The organism is Aliiroseovarius sp. M344, from assembly GCF_025140835.1.
Classification (GTDB): Bacteria; Pseudomonadota; Alphaproteobacteria; order Rhodobacterales; family Rhodobacteraceae; genus Aliiroseovarius.
This window is the reverse complement of sequence record NZ_CP081153.1, coordinates 408506-426470: the sequence shown is the minus strand read 5'-3', so window position 1 is coordinate 426470 and position 17965 is coordinate 408506. Positions and strand designations below refer to the sequence as shown.

The window sequence follows — 17965 nt, the reverse complement described above, 5'->3', positions numbered from 1 at the left end:
AAATGTCAGAGACAAAGCCGCGCCTGACGGCAGAAGACTGGATCCTCGCTGGCTTTCGCGCCTTGGCGTCCAGCGGCCCTGCGGCCCTCAAGGCAGAGCCACTTGCACGCGCTTTAAAAACCACAAAAGGTTCATTTTACTGGCATTTCAAAGATGTTCCCGACTTCCACCGGCGCATGCTGGCCCTATGGGAAGAACAGTCAATAGACGCGATTACTCGGAAACTGACGCAGGAAAACGACCCGGTAAAACGACTGTATCAACTTGGCGACATTTCCGCCTCAGCAAACCCGAAATATGGTGGAGACGCAGCCGAACCTGCTATCCGTGCGTGGGCGTATGGTGATCCGGATGTGTCATTGGCCGTTCAGCGTGTAGACGAAAAACGAGCGGCCTTTCTCAAAGAGATTCTAAGTCAGCTTGACCTGACCAACCCAGATTTCGCGCGGATCATTTATGGCGCTTATGTTGGGATGGGCACATTGTCTGCCGCCGACGAAATTGACAATAAGAACGCTATGTCGACCCTAATGGCGGCAATTCTCGCACTCCGCGACGCTTAATCGCGTTGGCATGGCGGCACTTCAGGCGTAAGTTGGTCCCATGAAAAATGCTTTGCTAATAACCGCGACAGCCGCGTCCCTCATGCTGATGGGGTGCAAGGATGAAACCATATCGGGATATGCTGATCGGAAAGCCGTCTGGAAACTGCTTGAGATCGACAGAAAGCCCTTTGATGCCAACGCTACAATATCGTTCCCGAAGCTCGGCCAGATCGTCGGCGACGCGCCGTGCAACAGGTATTCAAGCGAGCAAAAAGCACCCTATCCTTGGTTCGAAATCGGCCCCATTGCGGCGACCCGAATGACCTGCGACGCCCAAGCTGAGGAAAACAAGTATTTCAAAGCTTTAGGGCAAATGCGCCAAGTCGAGACATCGGGCGACATGTTGATCATGTCGAACGAGGCCGGGCGGCAGATGGTGTTCCTGGCACAGCGCTAAGGTTGTCCGCTTTGTTCGTCGCGCGCCTCGCGCTTGAGGCGATCAATCAGGCGTTCTCGCGCGTCTGGTAGCGGCCTGTTGCCCAAGGAATGCGCCAACCAGTGTGTAAGGAAAAAGCCAGTGGTCTGCAGACCTGCGATCACGCTTTCCCGCGCACCACGTCCTGCACCAATCAAATCGGGCGGCAGCGGCAACAGCCGGTCTGCCCATTCACCTGCCGCCTCGACCGACACCGCCCTGCCGGTTTTCGGGGAGACGTAAGCAAGGTCGTCTAACGCCCCGGTCACAGCACAGGTGGACAGGTCCAACCCGAAGCCCAGCTCCTCAAGCAGAGCAAGTTCCCACTTCAGATAGGCTGTTGGCCAAGCTTCATTCACACCCAACAGGTCGAGCATCGCCAGCGTTTGGCGATACAGCACGGGGTGCGCTTCACGTTCAGGCAGTGAAAAAGTCAACAGCGAGGTCACGGCATTCAAACCGGCAAGAGCCGTGCGATCGGACAGAATTGTCGCTCTGCTTCTGATCGGCTCGACGCTGAAGCTGCCGATATGCTCTTCAAGGCGCGCGCGCCACGCGACATCAATCTGTGCACCGGGCTGCAAGATTGGGGCGATTTTTCTGCTGGTCCCGCCGCGCACGACACCTGCATGTCGTCCGTGCTTCTCGGTAAAGACGTCGATAATGACCGAGGTCTCGCCGTGCTTGCGCACTGACAAAAGCGCGCCTTCGTCCCGCCAATCCATACGCCTTAACCTCCTGCCGTCAGACTAGCCCTCAATACGAGGTTGGCAATGGCGTCAGTCTGACAATCCCGGCTCGTCCAACAAGTGCCGTCCTGCGCGGTCTTCGACTTCAATCACCCAAAGGTCTGGATCGAAGCCTTTTTGCCGACCCAGTGCCGCGTCGACATCACTCTCATCGCCCTCAGCCAGAATGACCCAACAGCGGTCCCCGGTCATAAGGTCAAAACTGCGTTGATATGCAGCCGCTTTGCCGTCCAGCGTGTTCATCTTCACCAACACCGCCCCGGCAGTCGCATCACCTTTTTGGGTAATAAACGCAGGTATGTCGGACAGGCGAAGCCGCGTCAGATACGCCGCCACCCAAAGATCAGCCGTCAGCCGGGTCAAGCGTTCCCGTCCTTGAAATCAAGGCCCATTTCTGAATAGCGCTCTTTTTCGTCCAACCAGTTCGGTCGCACTTTGACCTGCAGAAAAAGGTGGATCTTGCGGCCCATGAATTCTTCCAACTCGGCGCGAGCGGACTGGCTCACGGCTTTGATGGTTTCACCCTTCTTGCCAAGGATGATGCCTTTGTGACCGTCGCGCGCGACATAGATGATCTGGTCCACACGGGCCGAACCATCTTTGCGTTCTTCCCAGTTCTCAGTCTCGACCGTCAACTGGTATGGCAATTCCTGATGCAGCCGGAGGGTCAGCTTTTCGCGCGTCATCTCGGCGGCAATCATCCGCATCGGCAAATCGGCAATCTGGTCTTCGGGGTACAGCCACGGTCCTTCGGGCAAACGTTCTGCCAGCCATTTACGCAAGGCGGGGACGCCATGACCTTTCTCGGCCGAGATCATGAATGTCTCGGCAAAGTCGAAACGCTCGTTCAGCTCCTTGGTCAACGCAAGCAAACCTTCGGCTTTGACCTTGTCAATTTTATTGATGGCAAGCGCGACCGTGCGGCCTTTGCCGATCCCTTCCAACCCTTCAAGAATGCGCTTCACGCCTTCGGTCACGCCGCGATGCGCCTCGACCAGCAAGACAGTGATATCGGCATCCGCCGCTCCGCCCCACGCTGCGGCAACCATCGCGCGGTCCAGACGGCGGCGCGGCTGGAACAGGCCGGGGGTATCGACGAACACGATCTGCGCGTCACCTTCAACGGCCACGCCACGAATACGCGCCCGTGTCGTCTGCACCTTATGCGTCACGATCGAGACTTTGGCCCCGACCATCTGGTTGGTCAGCGTTGATTTTCCGGCATTGGGTTCACCGATCAGGGCGACAAAACCGGCACGTTGCGGTTGATCAGTCATTGTTTGCTCTCCAGCTGCTTGAGCAGCGCGCGGGCAGCCGCTTGTTCAGCGGCGCGTTTTGAATTGGCCTTGGTTTCGGCCGACCGTCCATTGGACAGTTTTGCTTCGATGGTAAACATCGGCTCGTGATCAGGGCCTTCGCGACCGGTTTCGATATACTCTGGCGGCGGCATTTTTCGTGCCTGCGCCCATTCCTGCAACGCAGTTTTGGGATCTCGTGCGTCATCTTCTACTTGGTCGATACGATCGCCCCAAAGCGTCACGATCATCGTGCGCGCTGGTTCCAAACCGCCATCAAGATAAACCGCGGCAATCACCGCCTCCATCGCGTCACCCAAAAGGGCCAGTTTACGACGGCCACCGGTTTTCATCTCGGAGCGTCCCAGCTTCAACACCGCCCCAACATCCACCTGCCGCGCCACATCGGCGCAGGCTTCCTTGCGCACGAGCGCATTGTAGCGCGGCGCAAGAGTGCCCTCTGGCGCATCTGGATCGTCACGCAACAGCTTTTCGGATATCACCAGCCCCAGCACCCGATCACCCAGAAATTCCAGCCGTTGATTATCGGGGCGGGTTGGGGACGAAAACGAGCCGTGTGTCAGCGCGCGGATCAACAATTCGGGATCTTGGAACTCATACCCGATACGGCCCTGAAAGGCTTGAAGATCACTCGACAGCTTCACTCGATCGCCTTGAAGAAACGGTCAGACCGCCACGTCCAGAAATAAAACAACCGCTTGCCCGCCGCCGAGAACATAATGCGATCCGCGCGGCCCAGAAGGTATTCGGCCGGAACGAAACCCACGCCACCAGCGTTCGGGCTAACCCGGCTGTCCGTCGAGTTGTCGCGGTTATCACCCATGAAGAAGTACTCGCCTTGCGGCACAGTGAATACGTTCGTGTTGTCCAACCGTGTGTTGCGGACATTCAGCACCGAGTGGCTGACGCCATTTGGCAACGTCTCGATGGCCTTTTCCTTAATGCAGGTGCCGCCTTCGCCGACCGGGCTGTTGGTACATTGTGGGAACGTTCCAAACCGGCCCTGCGCGCGTTTAATTTCCTCAAACGTCCCGTTGGGTGTTTGCTTGGCCTCCTCACCATTAATAAACAGGATGCCGTTCTTGACCTGCAATTTATCACCTGGCAGGCCGATAAGCCGTTTAACGTAGTCGGTGCCCAGGGTCGCATGGCGGAACACAACCACATCTCCGCGCTCCGGCTCTGATCCGAACAGGCGGCCAGAGATAGGACAGGTTGAGAACGGGCAGGAATGGCGGGAGTATCCATATGCCATCTTGTTCACAAACAAGAAGTCGCCAATCAGCAGCGTGTCTTTCATCGAACCGGTCGGGATCCAGAAGGGCTGGAAGAACAGAGTGCGGAACACACCTGCGATGATCAGCGCCCAGAAGATCGTCTTGATCGTTTCCAAGATGCCATCTTGTTTCTTTTCAGCCATATTCACGTCTGCCTCTTTCATCGGACTGATCTGTGCCAGCCCATTGGGGATGTGTGGCGATATGGGCGGATGCGCGGGAAGTGTCAAGTTTGCAAGGTAACGACGCCCTTATGTTGGCACCTTTTCGACAGGTCGCGCCTCGATCACCACAAAGGCCTGCGCCCAAGGGTGATCATCGGTCAGGGTGACATGAATGATCGCCTCGTGCCCATCAGGTGTCATTTGCGCCAACCGATCAGCCGCCCAACCCGTGACCGCCATAACAGGTTGCCCGGTGCGCAGATTGCTGACTGCCATGTCGCGCCAACTGATCCCCATCGCAAGCCCGGTGCCCAATGCCTTGGAGCACGCTTCTTTCGCTGCCCAGCGCTTGGCCAACGTGCCCGCCTCGTCTTTTCGGCGCGCAGCCTTCTTAAGCTCTATTTCGGTAAATACCCGATTGCGAAAACGGTCCCCAAACCGGTCGAGCGTGCCAGAGATCCGGTCGATATTTGCAAGATCGGTGCCAATACCAAGGATCATTCAGACCTCCAGCTTTGCCGTCAAAATTTTCGCGCTAGCCGCGCCGAACAGAAGGCCAAACACAAGGTCGAACCCCCGTTTGGCGCGCCGGTATCCAAACGCAATCGCCGGGTTGGAAAACAGAACTGCATATCCCAAAAACACCAAAGCGGACGCGATTATCAGCAAGGCGAACAGGTTCCAGATTTGAACGGGTTCGGGCGATGCGGGCAATGCGATTGCGTAAATACTGCCCCAAGCCAAAACCGCTTTGGGATTGGTCAGATGGATCAAAAACCCTTTGAAAAACACGTGCCCATTCGCGGCTTGTGACGCCGCAAGTGGCTTCGGCTGCCACGCGGACTTCAGTGACTTCAGCGCAAGATACAATAGGTACGCGGCGCCAGCATATCGTACCACCTCGAACATCCAGGAATGCGCCAGCATCAAGGCGCTGAACCCGAAGGCCGCAGCGATCCCCCACATCGCGGACCCGGCAAGAATACCAAACGCCAGAGAAAGGCCTGCGATGCGGCCTTGCTCCATAGAAGTTCCAGAGATAGCCAGCGTTGCTGGACCGGGGCTGCCACCTGCAACAATCCAGCCGACCAGCACCGCAATGAGCGTCGCGCTCGTCATCCCCGCGCCTCATCCATCAAGCGGCGCATGTCGGACATGGCATCGGGCAGGCCGCGGAAGATGGCTTCGCCAATCAGAAAATGTCCGATGTTCAGCTCGACCACCTCGGGCATCGCGGCGATGGGTTTCACCGTGTCATAGGTTATTCCGTGGCCAGCGTGCACCTCGAGCCCCAGTGAGTGCGCAAGCGCTGCGCCCTTTTGCAGCCGTTCAAGTTCGGCGTCACGTTCGTCAAACCGACCCGCAGCGTGCAAGTCGCAATAGGCGCCTGTGTGCAATTCGACCACGGCTGCGCCTATGCGGGCAGACGCTTCGATCTGCTTGGGGTCTGCGGCGATGAACAGCGACACGCGGCAACCCGCGTCGCGTAACGGTGCGACATACTCGGCCAGCTTGTTGTCCTGACGCGCCACTTCCAGCCCGCCTTCGGTGGTCAGTTCTTCGCGCTTCTCGGGCACCAGACAAACCGCATGGGGTTTGTGGCGAAGGGCAATTGCCAACATCTCGTCCGTGGCGGCGCATTCGAAATTCAAAGGTGTTTTCAGTTCAGCGACCAGCCGTTCGATATCGTCATCCAGAATATGCCGACGATCTTCGCGCAGGTGGGCGGTGATACCATCTGCGCCAGCCTCTTCCGCCAGTTTCGCCGCACGCACCGGGTCAGGATATGCCGACCCGCGTGCATTGCGAACCGTCGCCACGTGGTCAATGTTGATGCCCAGACGCAATTTTCCAGTCGGGTTGTTCATGTCGCGTCCCTCTCGTTCTATTCGATCTGTCGACGCGCCAAGTCTTAAGGGTTTTTGCTGGCATCGCCAGCTTCGTCTCGCCGAACTTTCAAACGTTTTTCATATCGATCTTTAAGTTTCTTAATGCGCCGGCGCTGATAGGCATGAATAACGGGGTTGGACAGAATGTAGCCGATCGTACCCGCAATAATGCCGGGAATGATGCACCCCACCAAATAGGGAATGAACACGCGATGGAAGAATTCGGAAAGGCGGGACCAATCGACGAGATGATCGGTAAAAGGTGCCTTGATGTTCGACCAGAAATCCGTGGTTGCCGCTGCGAACTGGGAAATAATCTCTGGAAGGTGGACGTTTGAAGGCTGGCCTAACATTGCATTGCCCAGATTGACCGACACTTCTGCGATCAAGGGGAAGGTCAACGGGTTGCCAACAAAAGTCGCCAGCAGTGCCGCCAGAACATTTCCACGCATAACCCAGGATATGATTGCCGCTGTCAGAAAGTGCATCCCAAAGAACGGCGTGAACGAGGCAAATATTCCCGCTGCAATTCCGCGTGATATCCGGTGTGCAGGATCCGGCAAACGCCTGACCCGATAGATCACATAGCGAGACGCCCGATACCAACCGCCGCGTGGATAGAAAAATTCCGCAGTAGTACGCAGGTATGAGCGCGGATTTCTCTTGAACACGGATGATCCCTTTCGGCCAACATTGGCAGGTTACGGCTTACGGTCTACATCCCTGTGCCGGCGAACCTCGGCAACGTCACTATCTGCTTCTAATGTCAGCATAATGGCATGCAGATGTTCAATATCGCGCAAATCGACATCAACAAGAAGGCGATAAAAATCTGGTTTTCGGTCAATAAACTTCAAGTCCGAGATATTGGCCTTTTGCTCGCCAATCAATGAGCAAATGCGCCCCAAGACGCCCGCATCGTTCGAAATTGTCAGTTCAATGCTGACGGTATGGATCGGTGGATGCTGTCCGGAATGCCAATGAAGATCGACCCAACGGGCGCTGTCTTCAGCGACATCCGCAAGCGCATCGCAATCAATGGTGTGCACCATGACACCCTTGCCGCGATAGGTGATCCCGACAATCCGTTCACCCGGAACGGGCTGGCAACATTGTGCACGAGCGAAGTCCTGCCCGGTTTCAAGGCCCACCACGACCGCATCGCGGTCGACTTCGGCCTCGGCTTCAACACTTTCGGGATAGAGCGCGGAGACAACATCGCGCGCCTGCAACTCGGCCGAACCCAATCGCGCCAAAAGTTCTTCCACGCCCTTCAAGCGCAGCTGTTTTGCCGCAGTCGCCAGAGCCTTATCGGTCGATTTCCGACCGACATGTTCAAATGCCACCCTTGCAAGCTCTTTGCCCAACCGCACAAACCTGTCTCGGTCAACGCTGCGCAGACTTTTGCGAATGGCGGCCTTGGCGCGGCCTGTGACCACGATGTCGATCCATGTGGCCTGCGGGCTTTGCCCCTCGGCCGTCATGATGTCGACCGACTGGCCATTCTTGATGCGCGTCCAGAGGGGGACGCGAATCCCGTCAACTTTGGCCCCGACGCAACTGTCGCCAATGCGGGTGTGGATCGCATAGGCAAAATCCAACGGTGTCGCACCACGCGGCAATTTCACAACCTCGCCCTTCGGGGTAAAACAGAACACTTGGTCTTGATACATTTCGAGCTTCACATGCTCGAGGAATTCATCGTGATCTTCCGCCGCCTCAAACCGTTCGGTCAGAGATGAAATCCATTTGGCGGGATCCACCGCAAATGGGTTTTCGGCGCGGACACCGTCCCGGTATGACCAATGCGCCGCAACACCGGCCTCGGCCACGTCATGCATTTCGTAGGTGCGAATTTGCACTTCGACCCGCTTGCCATCCCGACCCGAAACCGTTGTATGGATCGACCGATAGCCGTTGGATTTAGGCTGGCTGATATAATCTTTGAACCGCCCTGGAATGGCACGCCAACGTTGGTGGATCACGCCCAGAACACGGTAACAGTCAGCCTCGCTTCCCGTGATGATACGAAAGCCGTAAGTGTCAGAAAGCCTGGAAAAACTTTGGTTTTTCTCCTGCATCTTGCGCCAGATCGAATACGGCTTCTTGGCGCGTCCAAACGCTTTTGCGGTGATCTGGGCCTTGTCCAGTTCCAGCCGAATGTCGCTTGTGATCTTTTCGATCACGTCGCCGCTTTCCTTCTGAAGCCTCAAGAACCGGCGCATGATTGAATTGCGGCCCTCCGGATTCAAGACATGGAACGCGAGGTCTTCCAGTTCTTCGCGCATCCATTGCATACCCATCCTGCCCGCAAGCGGCGCATAGATATCCATGGTTTCGCGGGCCTTTTGCACCTGCTTGTCAGGACGCATCGCGCGGATCGTGCGCATGTTGTGAAGGCGGTCAGCCAGTTTGACCAAAATCACTCGCAGGTCTTTGGACATCGCCATGAACAATTTGCGGAAGTTTTCGGCCTGCTTGGTCTCGGACGAACTGAGCTGCAGATTGGTCAGTTTGGTGACGCCATCAACCAATTCAGCGACCTCTGTTCCAAACTTATTTGTAACTTCGGAATAGGTCGACCGGGTGTCTTCGATCGTATCATGCAAAAGGGCTGTGATGATGGTGGCGTCATCCAGCCGCATATCAGCCAAAATCTCGGCGACAGCGAAAGGGTGCGTAAAATAGGGCTCGCCGGAATGGCGGGTCTGCCCGTCGTGCATACGCGCGCCGTATTCATACGCCGCGCTCAGCAATTTGCCGTCGGATTTGGGATTGTAGCGGCGGATCCGCTCGATCAGCCCGTCAAGATCAAGGTCTAGATCTGGAAGGTCGTTCATCCGGTCCGCCACCCCGCGGGGATCTTAGATCCGTTTAACCCTGACCTTGCGCTTCCATCAATGCACGCAAAAGCTTCTCTTCTGACAGGTCATCATCAGCTGGTTTGTCGGCAGCTTCGGCACCCATCAACAGCGCCATGCTGTCTTCTTCAGGTTCATCAACTTCGATCTGAGTCTGGTTGCTTTCGATCATGCGTTCACGCAGTTCATCGGCGGTCTGAGTTTCATCCGCGATTTCGCGCAGCGCAACAACAGGGTTTTTGTCGTTATCGCGGTCCACGGTAATCGGGCCACCCGCTGAAATCTCGCGGGCGCGGTGCGAGGCGAGCATTACAAGCTCGAACCGGTTCGGTACTTTATCTACGCAATCTTCAACCGTCACGCGGGCCATGATCAAACTCCATTCCTTGCAAGGGGATGTGAAAGGCTTATCTAGGGCCGTTGTCGGACAGATACAAGCAAAAACAAGGGCGGTTTAAGGGGTCTCATAGCGCTTTACCCCCATTTTTTCCGCATCAGGCAAGTCGTTGACCAATTCTTGTACTGTTCGGTCAACGATTGGGTGGCGCCAGCTTGGGGCAATGTCGGCGAGGGGAATCAGTACAAAGGCACGTTCATGCATCCGCGGGTGCGGCAAGATCAGTTGATCAGGCGCCAAACGCATTTGGTCGTCCAACGGCAAACTCATCCAGTGTTTCAGCTTGGCTTTGTCCGGCAAAACCATGTCCTCATATGCGATCAGGTCCAAATCCAATGTGCGCGGTGCCCAACGCGATGGTCTTTCGCGCCCAAATTCAGCTTCGACTATGTGCAAAAATTTTAGGATATCATCAGGCAGCAAATCGGTTTCGATCCCAATCGCAACGTTCACAAAGTCGGGACCTGCGCCGGGCGGAAAACAAGGCGTGCTATAATAGTGGCTTATTCTAGTGATTCTTAAATCTTGTTCAGCCAAGTGTTCGATAGCGTCGCGTATTAAGTTCGCCGAATCCCGTAAAGTTGACGTAGCGTTACTCCCGAGTGAAACCAGCACTTTTGGACAGGTTTGATGCAAATTATCTGCTTGCGACACGGCACTGTTTCCCTAGATTGCTTAAGATGTTTCTTCGTTGGTTAATTTCTTAAATACCACTCACGGGATTGTTCGGCGAAGCGAATTGGAAAGGAATTATTATGTTCTACCGAGACGAACGGCTTGCGCTGTTCATCGATGGTTCAAACCTTTACGCGGCCGCCAAATCGCTGGGTTTTGACATCGACTACAAACTTCTTCGTCAGGAATTCATGCGCCGGGGCAAACTGCTCCGGGCTTTCTACTATACGGCCCTTCTTGAGAACGAGGAATATTCGCCGATCCGTCCCTTGGTGGACTGGTTGAATTATAACGGCTTCTCGATGGTAACCAAGCCTGCCAAAGAATACACCGACTCGATGGGTCGGCGCAAAGTCAAAGGCAATATGGACATCGAGCTGACCGTGGATGCGCTTGAGCTTGCACCACATATTGACCACGCGGTTTTGTTTTCCGGCGATGGCGATTTCCGCCCGCTGGTCGAATCGTTGCAGCGGCAGGGCGTGCGCGTGTCGGTCGTGTCGACCATACGTAGCCAACCGCCGATGATTGCAGACGAACTGCGTCGCCAAGCGGACAACTTTATCGAGTTGGAAGAGCTAAAAGACGTGGTGGGTCGACCACCGCGGGAATTCGATCGTCCCGAACCAACCGAGGACTAAGAGCTCCGCAATAGAAGAACAAGAAAGGCTGGGCCTTGGGCTCGGCCTTTTTTCGTCCCGTGCGTTCAATCGCTTCGCACTGGACCTCGCCGCACAAAATGCTTACCCATCCCCCCAATCGGAGGATGCCATGACCAAGCCTGCTCTCACGCTCTATCTCGCTGCACCTAACGGCTTTTGCGCCGGTGTGGATCGCGCCATCAAGATCGTCGAAATGGCGATTGAGAAGTGGGGACCGCCGATCTATGTGCGCCACGAGATTGTGCACAACAAATTCGTCGTGGATGGGTTGCGCGAAAAAGGCGCGGTATTTGTCGAAGAACTGGACGAATGCCCAGATGATCGCCCGGTAATTTTTTCGGCCCATGGCGTTGCAAAGGCTGTGCCCGCCGAAGCCAACCGCCGCGAGATGGTTTTTGTCGATGCAACCTGTCCTTTGGTATCCAAGGTTCATATCGAAGCTGAACGCCATCACCAAAATGGGCTGCAGATGGTCATGATTGGCCACGCAGGTCACCCAGAAACAATTGGCACAATGGGTCAATTGCCTGATGGTGAGGTTCTGCTTGTGGAAACAGCCGATGATGTTGCTACTCTGACGCCGCGCGATCCGGCGCAATTGGCCTATATCACACAAACCACCCTGTCGGTCGACGACACCGCTGGCGTGGTCGAGGCATTGCGTGCGCGCTTTCCACAGATCGTTGGGCCGCACAAAGAAGACATCTGTTATGCAACCACGAACCGGCAAGAGGCCGTTAAAGCCGTCGCACCCAAAGTCGACGCGTTGCTGGTGATCGGTGCACCCAACAGCTCGAATTCACGCCGGCTGGTTGAAGTGGCGCGGGCCAATGGCTGCGCCTATGCCATGCTTGTGCAACGTGCGACCGAGATTGACTGGCGCGCCATCGACGGCATCCAGACGGTTGGCCTGACAGCTGGCGCGTCTGCACCACAGGTTTTGGTGGACGAGGTCGTCGACGCTTTTCGGGATCGTTTTGACGTCACTGTCGAACGGGTTGAGACCGCCAAGGAAGACATCGAATTTAAAGTCCCCCGCGTCCTGCGCGAAACCGCATGAGCAAAGACTCCGAAACGCTGGCTGTCTATGACGCCGAGGCGGACGCCTATGAAAAGCGAGTGGCCGAAAAGTCGTCCCCTGGCCTGCAGGCTTTTCTTGACCATTTGCCAGCCTATGCCCATGTGCTTGATCTGGGATGTGGTCCCGGCCTGTCGGCTGTGGCGATACAAGCTGCTGGCCATAGTGTTGATGCCGTTGATGGGTCAGCCGCGATGGTGACACGCGCCTGTGCAAATGGTGTCCCCGCGCGGCAAGCACTGTTCTCGGACATTGATGCGACCAATGCGTATGACGGGATTTGGGCGAATTTCAGTTTGCTGCATCTGCCTCGCTCAGAGTTCGAGCCAACGCTAACCCGATTGCAGGCGGCGCTTCGCTCCGGCGGGCTTTTTCATATCGGCATGAAACTGGGGAAGGGCGAGGGCCGCGACCGGTTGGGCCGTTTCTATACCTATTACCAACCCGACGATCTTGAATCTGCTTTGAGGCGAAGTGGGTTCACGACCTACTCACGCACACTTGGTGCTGGGCGCGGGTTGGAAGGGACGGTTTCAGATTGGATGGTGGTATTGGCGCATGGCTGAGTTTTTCGCATATACAGACGGTGCCTGTTCAGGCAATCCCGGTCCGGGTGGCTGGGGCGCATTGCTGCAGGCCCATGAGAACGGCGTCGTTATCAAGGAACGCAAGCTGAACGGCGGCGCGGCTGAAACAACCAACAACCAAATGGAGTTGATGGCCGCCATCATGGCGCTGGAAACCCTTGGCAAGCCTTGCGCGATTACAGTGATCACCGACAGCGCTTATGTGAAAAACGGCGTCACTGGCTGGATTCATGGGTGGAAGCGAAACGGGTGGAAGACATCATCGAAAAAGCCGGTGAAAAATGTTGAGCTTTGGCAACGACTGGACGCGGCTCAAGCGCGCCATCACGTGACTTGGGAATGGGTCAAGGGTCATGCTGGCCACCCCGAAAACGAGCGCGCCGACGAGTTAGCCCGCGCCGGCATGGACCCATTCAAGGGCTAGCTCCCGCCTCAGAACTCCAACCAGATACCCGCCGCGACTTCATCTTTGATGGCGCCGTCCAGCGCGTGCGTCCATTCCAGCTGCAGATGCTTGCCCTGTTTGAACTGCCACGCCACGGACGGGATCACATCGACCTGCGTTCCCACGTCCATCGGTGTCACATCCAGCGCCATCATCGCCATCAAGCGGGCATGCGGTTTCACCCCGACCAACGCGAACGCGCCAACGTCAACGCTGGCATCAAGGATCGACACATTGGCATGAACCTCAACATCCAACCAACCAGGGCCAATAGCGCTGTCAAACCCACGGCCCAAATGAAAAGCGGGCGACAAATAGGGATCGTCCTCGGTCCCTTCAACTGCCAAACTAATCGCGGCCAACCAAGGTCCGCCACTGTCTTGCATGTGCCATCGCCCGAAAACTTTCATATCGGTGAATTCTTTTGTGGCCAGTGCGTAATCCAACTTGGTGCCGACTGTGAAACGATCGGTCAGTCCGTATTCGCCATACGCGCTGATCATCGGCACATCATCCAATGTATCGGCGTTCTGCCTCACCTGACCTGATACGAAGACCTCACCTTTTTCGCGCGGCCATGCGCCCGCGTGGGCGCGGTCACCCGTCCCACAGAGCATCATCAGAGAAAGGATAAGAAGTCGGACAACCATAATCGCGAGCTTCGCTGCGATTGGTTAAGTAAGTGTTAAGTGGCGCGGCGGCGCGTCAGGAGCGTCCGCTGTATCGCTGCCATAACCAAATTAGCAAAATCGCGCCCAGAACAGCGCCAACAAAGCCAAAAGCAAGCCCACCGATCATCGCGATGAAGCGCAGCAAAAGACCACCAATCAAGGCACCCGCCACGCCAATGGCGATGGTGGTTGGAACGTCGGTATGCAGATCCATAATACGGGTTGCTAGAAACCCAGCTGCAGCGCCAATGATGATCAGAAATATTACTGGCATGCTTGTAATATGGGGGCAGCGGGTGCGGATTGTAAGGCGCTATTTCACGACCTCAGGCAAATCAAAGCCTCGCAAGAAGTCGTCCGCATCCATCGCGCGCTTGCCCGGGCGTTGGGCGCGCAGCACTTCAATTGCGCCTTCACCACAGGCGATCACCAGCCCATCAAGCACCTGACCCGGCGCGCCAGTCTTGTCCACCACGCGTGAGGCCAAAAGCTTAACTTGCTCGCCTTCCATGTCACATTTCGCACCCGGAAAGGGGGACAGTCCGCGGATCAGCCGGTCAACCTCAACCGCTGGACGCGTCCAGTCGATCTTTGCTTCGGTTTTGTCGATCTTGTGGGCATAGATGACGCCGTCTTCGGGCTGGGGGTTGGCCGTCAGGTTTCCCAGTTGCGCAAGCGCATCGGCGATCAGCCGCGCGCCCATCACAGACAGGCGGTCGTGGAGTTGCGCGGTGGTTTCCTGCTCTCCTATTGGCGTAGCTTCACGCAGAAGCACCGGGCCAGTGTCCAGTCCCGCCTCCATCTGCATGATGCAGACCCCAGTTTCCGTGTCACCCGCCATAATTGCCCGATGAATGGGCGCCGCACCACGCCAACGCGGGAGCAATGATGCGTGGATATTCAGGCACCCATGTTTGGGCGCATCAAGAACCGCCTGTGGCAGGATCAGCCCATAGGCCACGACCACGGCCACGTCAGCATTCAACTCGTCAAAAGCTTTTTGTTCATCCACACCCTTCAAGGATACGGGGTGGCGCACTTCCAATCCCAACTCCTCGGCGCGGGCATGGACAGGACCGGGGCGATCTTTTTTGCCGCGGCCGGCGGGCCGGGGCGGCTGGCAATACACAGCGGCGATGTCATGACCGGCCTCAACCAAGGCCTCCAGCACCGGCACCGAGAAGTCAGGGGATCCCATGAACACAAGTCTCATCGTGCCAATTTCCTTGCCTTCTTGATCAACATGTCCCGCTTCATTTTCGACAGGTTGTCGAAATACATGCGGCCATTCAGATGGTCGATCTGGTGCTGCACCGATGTGGCCCAGATGCCGACGAAGTCCTGTTGCTGCTCGACGCCGTCAGCGTTCAGAAACTGCACCGTCACCGCGCGCGGACGGCTGATCACAGCGGAAACGCCGGGCAGGTTCGGGCTGGCCTCTTCATGGTCGCGAAACTCGATCGAGCGGTGCAGGATCTCAGGGTTGGCCATCCTGACCGCCTTGCCGCGCTCGTCCGACGCATCCACAACCGCCAAGCGCTGCATGATGCCAAGCTGCGGGGCAGCAAGCCCTACGCCTGGCATTGCGTCCATCGCCTCGATCATTTCGTCCCAGATTGCCCGCGTTTCATCAGTGATGGCTTCGACCGGCGCTGCGGCCGTGCGCAGGGATTTATGCGGATACTTGAGAAAGGTGCGATGGGTCACGCGCGCGCCAGCTCTCGTTTCAGCTTTTGCATCTTGCGCGTAATCAACTGACGTTTCAGCGGCTTCAGATAGTCGATGAATAGTTTGCCATTCAGGTGGTCGATCTCGTGCTGCACGCAGGTGGCCCACAACCCATCGAAATCCTGTTCCTGCACATTCCCATCCCGGTCGACCCATCGGACCGAAACCTCTTTCGGGCGCGTCACCTCGGCATATTGCTCAGGGATCGAAAGGCAGCCTTCTTCATAGGTGTTCAGATCGTCTGAGGACAGAATGACCTCGGGGTTGAACATGATCAGGGGTTGCGGCGGTTCACTGTCATCGCGGACGCAATCCATAACGATCAACCGTGTCAGCACACCAACTTGTGGTGCCGCCAGACCAATGCCCGGCGCGTCATACATGGTTTCCAACATATCGTCCGCCAACTGGCGAAGCTCGTCGGACAAATCAGGTACCGCATCCGCGACTTTCTTAAGCCGTGAATCGGGGTGTATCAGGATCGGTTTAATGCTCATGCGGTCGATTTAGGGTATGGGTCGCCGCTGCGCAATGGGTGCGTGCCCCGCTGGCCCGAAACGGTACGTCATCCAAGACGCAACTCGACTTGCACCTGACGCCCAATCCGCTACCGTGCGATCCGGAAGGAGACCTCATGGATTTTGACAAGATCATCGACCGTCGCGGCACCAATGCGTCCAAATGGGACAAGATGGAAAAGCTGTTTGGCGTATCCCCTGACGACGGTCTGGCGATGTGGACTGCCGACAGTGACTATCCTACTGCGCCTTGTGTGATTGACGCTGTGAAACGCGCCGCCGACCATGGTGTCTTTGGCTACTCATGGGAATATCCCGAGTATCGGAACGCTGTTGCTTGGTGGATGAAGACCCGGCACAGTTGGGACGTCGATCCGCAATGGGTTCTGACCAGCCAAGGGTTGGGCAACGCAATTGCCCTGTGTCTGAATGTCTGGAGCAAACCGGGTGACGGCGTCGTGATCTTCACACCCGTCTATCATGAATTCGCGATAAAGATCCGCAAGAACAGCCGTGAGGTCGTAGAATGCCCGCTGGCCTTGAAGGGTGATCAGTACGAGCTTGATCTGGACGATGCGCAATCGCGCCTGACCGGCAGCGAAAAGATACTCATTTGGTGTTCGCCACAGAACCCCTCGGGCCGGATCTGGAGGGAAGATGAACTGCGGGCGGTGGCCGAATTTGCCGCCCGAAACGGGTTGCTGCTCGTGTCAGATGAGATTCACCACGATCTGGTTTATCCCGGAAACACTTTCGTTCCAATGGCGGTGGCTGCGGCGGACGCAAGATCGCGGTTGGTCTCACTGACAGCCCCATCGAAGACATTCAACATCGCGGGCCAACGAACCGGCAACATGATCATCTCAGACAGCCGGCTTAGGGCAGAGATGCACAATCAACTCAGCAAACTGGACTATGCGCCCGGTATGCTGGCCGTGGCCATGATAACCGCCGCGTATTCGCCAGAAGGAGCGGTTTGGGTTGATGAACAAATGGCGCATCTAGCCCGAAACAAGGCCGTGTTTGATGCGGGGATCAATAGCATTCCCGGCGTTTCCTCTATGCCGCTTCAAGCCACCTATCTGGCGTGGGTCGATTTCTCGGCCACAGGCATGTCGCATGAAGAAGTGACAGCACGCATTCGCAATGACGCAAAGATTGCCGTCAGCCCTGGTCCTGATTTCGGCACAGGTGGCGACGGTTTTCAGCGCTTTAATCTGGCGACGCAGGGCGCGCGGGTTGAAGACGCAGTGGCGCGTATGCAGCAAGCTTTCAGCGACCTGCAGTAGCAATACTGCCGGCAGAGAACCGCCCAGCGGGAATCGGCGTGCTATTTCTTCCTTGAACACATGGCGCGCTTCGCAAACAAGCGCGCCATGAAAAGACAAAAGCGCTTCACCTCCCGGCTCTCACTTCTGGTCCTTTTAGGCGTGGTGGTCTTCTTTCTTTGGGATCGGTATTCACCGTCCGCTCCACCTGCGACGTTGGATCCGATCATCGGCCAGATTGACCGAATCATCATTGAAAAGTCCCAACGCAGAATGTCGGTATTTCAGGGGGAAACGGCCGTTCGTACCTACGCGGTCGCCTTGGGGTTTGCCCCCGACGGCGACAAGGTCATGCAGGGCGACGGAAAAACTCCGGAAGGGGTGTACAAAATTGATCGCCGCAATGGTCAAAGCGCGTTTCATTTGTCGCTGGGGATTGACTACCCCTTGCCCGAGGAACGCGCCCGCGCAACTGCTGACGGCATCGATCCCGGCGGAGATATTTTCATACACGGCCAGCCCAATGGGCGCAAAAACCGTGATCCGATCGCGAACGATTGGACGAATGGCTGTGTCGCGCTGTCCAACACTGAGATGGAGGAGCTTTGGTCCGTCACTCCCATTGGCACAAGGGTAGAGATAAGGCCCTGAGGCCATCGC

At 56.6% G+C, this 17965-nt stretch carries 25 protein-coding genes; 8 read left to right on the top strand and 17 right to left on the bottom strand.

The window, feature by feature from the left end; genetic code table 11:
* The first annotated feature begins 2 nt into the window (after nucleotides 1-2).
* Both K3556_RS02000 and K3556_RS01995 read left to right on the top strand, forming a co-directional pair.
* Nucleotides 3-563, top strand: coding sequence for a TetR/AcrR family transcriptional regulator (locus K3556_RS02000; protein ID WP_260518066.1), 561 nt, complete (start codon nucleotides 3-5; stop codon nucleotides 561-563).
* Between the two features lie 40 nt (nucleotides 564-603).
* Nucleotides 604-1002 (top strand): META domain-containing protein, encoded by a 399-nt coding sequence (locus tag K3556_RS01995; protein WP_260518065.1) that lies wholly within the window; start codon nucleotides 604-606, stop codon nucleotides 1000-1002.
* On the opposite strand, the gene recO is transcribed toward K3556_RS01995, so the two are convergent.
* The 12 genes from recO to folK all read right to left on the bottom strand — a co-directional run bounded on the left by recO (nucleotide 999) and on the right by folK (nucleotide 10327).
* Nucleotides 999-1745 carry a DNA repair protein RecO gene (gene recO, locus K3556_RS01990; protein WP_260518064.1) on the bottom strand — a complete coding sequence of 249 codons (747 nt, stop codon included), beginning with the start codon at nucleotides 1743-1745 and terminating at the stop codon, nucleotides 999-1001. The two genes, K3556_RS01995 and recO, sit on opposite strands and share 4 nt — an antisense overlap.
* A gap of 54 nt (nucleotides 1746-1799) precedes the next feature.
* A complete protein-coding gene (locus K3556_RS01985; protein ID WP_260518063.1) occupies nucleotides 1800-2132 on the bottom strand; it encodes a DUF1491 family protein in 333 nt (110 codons plus the stop codon).
* Nucleotides 2129-3046, bottom strand: coding sequence for a GTPase Era (gene era / locus K3556_RS01980; RefSeq protein WP_260518062.1), 918 nt, complete (start codon nucleotides 3044-3046; stop codon nucleotides 2129-2131). The genes K3556_RS01985 and era overlap by 4 nt, the downstream gene beginning before the upstream one ends.
* Nucleotides 3043-3729: a ribonuclease III gene (gene rnc / locus K3556_RS01975; protein WP_260518061.1), complete on the bottom strand. Its 687-nt coding sequence runs from the start codon at nucleotides 3727-3729 to the stop codon at nucleotides 3043-3045. The genes era and rnc overlap by 4 nt, the downstream gene beginning before the upstream one ends.
* On the bottom strand, nucleotides 3726-4526 hold the full coding sequence (lepB, locus tag K3556_RS01970) for a signal peptidase I (protein WP_409557760.1): 801 nt from the start codon (nucleotides 4524-4526) through the stop codon (nucleotides 3726-3728). Before lepB ends, rnc begins: the two co-directional genes overlap by 4 nt.
* Before the next feature lie 87 nt (nucleotides 4527-4613).
* Entirely contained in the window at nucleotides 4614-5027 is a 414-nt protein-coding gene (acpS, locus tag K3556_RS01965) for a holo-ACP synthase (protein WP_260518060.1), read from the bottom strand.
* On the bottom strand, nucleotides 5028-5645 hold the full coding sequence (locus K3556_RS01960; RefSeq protein ID WP_260518059.1) for a LysE family translocator: 618 nt from the start codon (nucleotides 5643-5645) through the stop codon (nucleotides 5028-5030). It abuts the gene before it with no gap.
* Nucleotides 5642-6394: a pyridoxine 5'-phosphate synthase gene (locus K3556_RS01955; protein ID WP_260518058.1), complete on the bottom strand. Its 753-nt coding sequence runs from the start codon at nucleotides 6392-6394 to the stop codon at nucleotides 5642-5644. The genes K3556_RS01960 and K3556_RS01955 overlap by 4 nt, the downstream gene beginning before the upstream one ends.
* A 44-nt stretch (nucleotides 6395-6438) precedes the next feature.
* Entirely contained in the window at nucleotides 6439-7086 is a 648-nt protein-coding gene (locus tag K3556_RS01950) for a DUF2062 domain-containing protein (RefSeq protein WP_260518057.1), read from the bottom strand.
* A gap of 30 nt (nucleotides 7087-7116) precedes the next feature.
* Nucleotides 7117-9255, bottom strand: coding sequence for a RelA/SpoT family protein (locus K3556_RS01945; RefSeq protein ID WP_260518056.1), 2139 nt, complete (start codon nucleotides 9253-9255; stop codon nucleotides 7117-7119).
* 34 nt (nucleotides 9256-9289) lie between these two features.
* Nucleotides 9290-9646, bottom strand: a complete 357-nt coding sequence (gene rpoZ / locus K3556_RS01940; RefSeq protein ID WP_260518055.1) for a DNA-directed RNA polymerase subunit omega — start codon at nucleotides 9644-9646, stop codon at nucleotides 9290-9292.
* A gap of 84 nt (nucleotides 9647-9730) precedes the next feature.
* A complete protein-coding gene (gene folK / locus K3556_RS01935; protein WP_260518054.1) occupies nucleotides 9731-10327 on the bottom strand; it encodes a 2-amino-4-hydroxy-6-hydroxymethyldihydropteridine diphosphokinase in 597 nt (198 codons plus the stop codon).
* Between the two features lie 101 nt (nucleotides 10328-10428).
* On the opposite strand from folK, the gene K3556_RS01930 reads away from it, so the two are divergent.
* The 4 genes from K3556_RS01930 to rnhA all read left to right on the top strand — a co-directional run bounded on the left by K3556_RS01930 (nucleotide 10429) and on the right by rnhA (nucleotide 13099).
* Nucleotides 10429-10989 carry an NYN domain-containing protein gene (locus tag K3556_RS01930; protein ID WP_260518053.1) on the top strand — a complete coding sequence of 187 codons (561 nt, stop codon included), beginning with the start codon at nucleotides 10429-10431 and terminating at the stop codon, nucleotides 10987-10989.
* A 130-nt stretch (nucleotides 10990-11119) separates the two neighbouring features.
* On the top strand, nucleotides 11120-12070 hold the full coding sequence (ispH, locus tag K3556_RS01925) for a 4-hydroxy-3-methylbut-2-enyl diphosphate reductase (RefSeq protein ID WP_260518052.1): 951 nt from the start codon (nucleotides 11120-11122) through the stop codon (nucleotides 12068-12070).
* Nucleotides 12067-12654 carry a class I SAM-dependent DNA methyltransferase gene (locus tag K3556_RS01920; protein WP_260518051.1) on the top strand — a complete coding sequence of 196 codons (588 nt, stop codon included), beginning with the start codon at nucleotides 12067-12069 and terminating at the stop codon, nucleotides 12652-12654. Before ispH ends, K3556_RS01920 begins: the two co-directional genes overlap by 4 nt.
* Nucleotides 12647-13099, top strand: coding sequence for a ribonuclease HI (gene rnhA / locus K3556_RS01915; protein WP_260518050.1), 453 nt, complete (start codon nucleotides 12647-12649; stop codon nucleotides 13097-13099). Before K3556_RS01920 ends, rnhA begins: the two co-directional genes overlap by 8 nt.
* An 8-nt stretch (nucleotides 13100-13107) precedes the next feature.
* Here the strand turns inward: rnhA and K3556_RS01910 are convergent, their stop codons facing one another.
* Genes K3556_RS01910 through def (K3556_RS01890) form a run of 5 tightly spaced genes read right to left on the bottom strand, consistent with a single transcriptional unit; the run spans nucleotide 13108 to nucleotide 16016 of the window.
* Entirely contained in the window at nucleotides 13108-13770 is a 663-nt protein-coding gene (locus K3556_RS01910) for a hypothetical protein (RefSeq protein WP_260518049.1), read from the bottom strand.
* A 55-nt stretch (nucleotides 13771-13825) separates the two neighbouring features.
* A complete protein-coding gene (locus tag K3556_RS01905; RefSeq protein WP_260518048.1) occupies nucleotides 13826-14065 on the bottom strand; it encodes a GlsB/YeaQ/YmgE family stress response membrane protein in 240 nt (79 codons plus the stop codon).
* A 39-nt stretch (nucleotides 14066-14104) separates the two neighbouring features.
* On the bottom strand, nucleotides 14105-15004 hold the full coding sequence (fmt, locus tag K3556_RS01900) for a methionyl-tRNA formyltransferase (protein WP_260518047.1): 900 nt from the start codon (nucleotides 15002-15004) through the stop codon (nucleotides 14105-14107).
* Nucleotides 15001-15498, bottom strand: coding sequence for a peptide deformylase (gene def, locus K3556_RS01895; RefSeq protein ID WP_260518046.1), 498 nt, complete (start codon nucleotides 15496-15498; stop codon nucleotides 15001-15003). The genes fmt and def (K3556_RS01895) overlap by 4 nt, the downstream gene beginning before the upstream one ends.
* Entirely contained in the window at nucleotides 15495-16016 is a 522-nt protein-coding gene (gene def / locus K3556_RS01890) for a peptide deformylase (RefSeq protein ID WP_260518045.1), read from the bottom strand. The genes def (K3556_RS01895) and def (K3556_RS01890) overlap by 4 nt, the downstream gene beginning before the upstream one ends.
* A gap of 137 nt (nucleotides 16017-16153) precedes the next feature.
* Between def (K3556_RS01890) and K3556_RS01885 the strand changes: the two genes are divergently transcribed.
* A complete protein-coding gene (locus K3556_RS01885; protein WP_260518044.1) occupies nucleotides 16154-17326 on the top strand; it encodes a MalY/PatB family protein in 1173 nt (390 codons plus the stop codon).
* 87 nt (nucleotides 17327-17413) lie between these two features.
* Entirely contained in the window at nucleotides 17414-17956 is a 543-nt protein-coding gene (locus K3556_RS01880; protein WP_260518043.1) for a murein L,D-transpeptidase family protein, read from the top strand.
* Nucleotides 17957-17965: the final 9 nt, after the last annotated feature.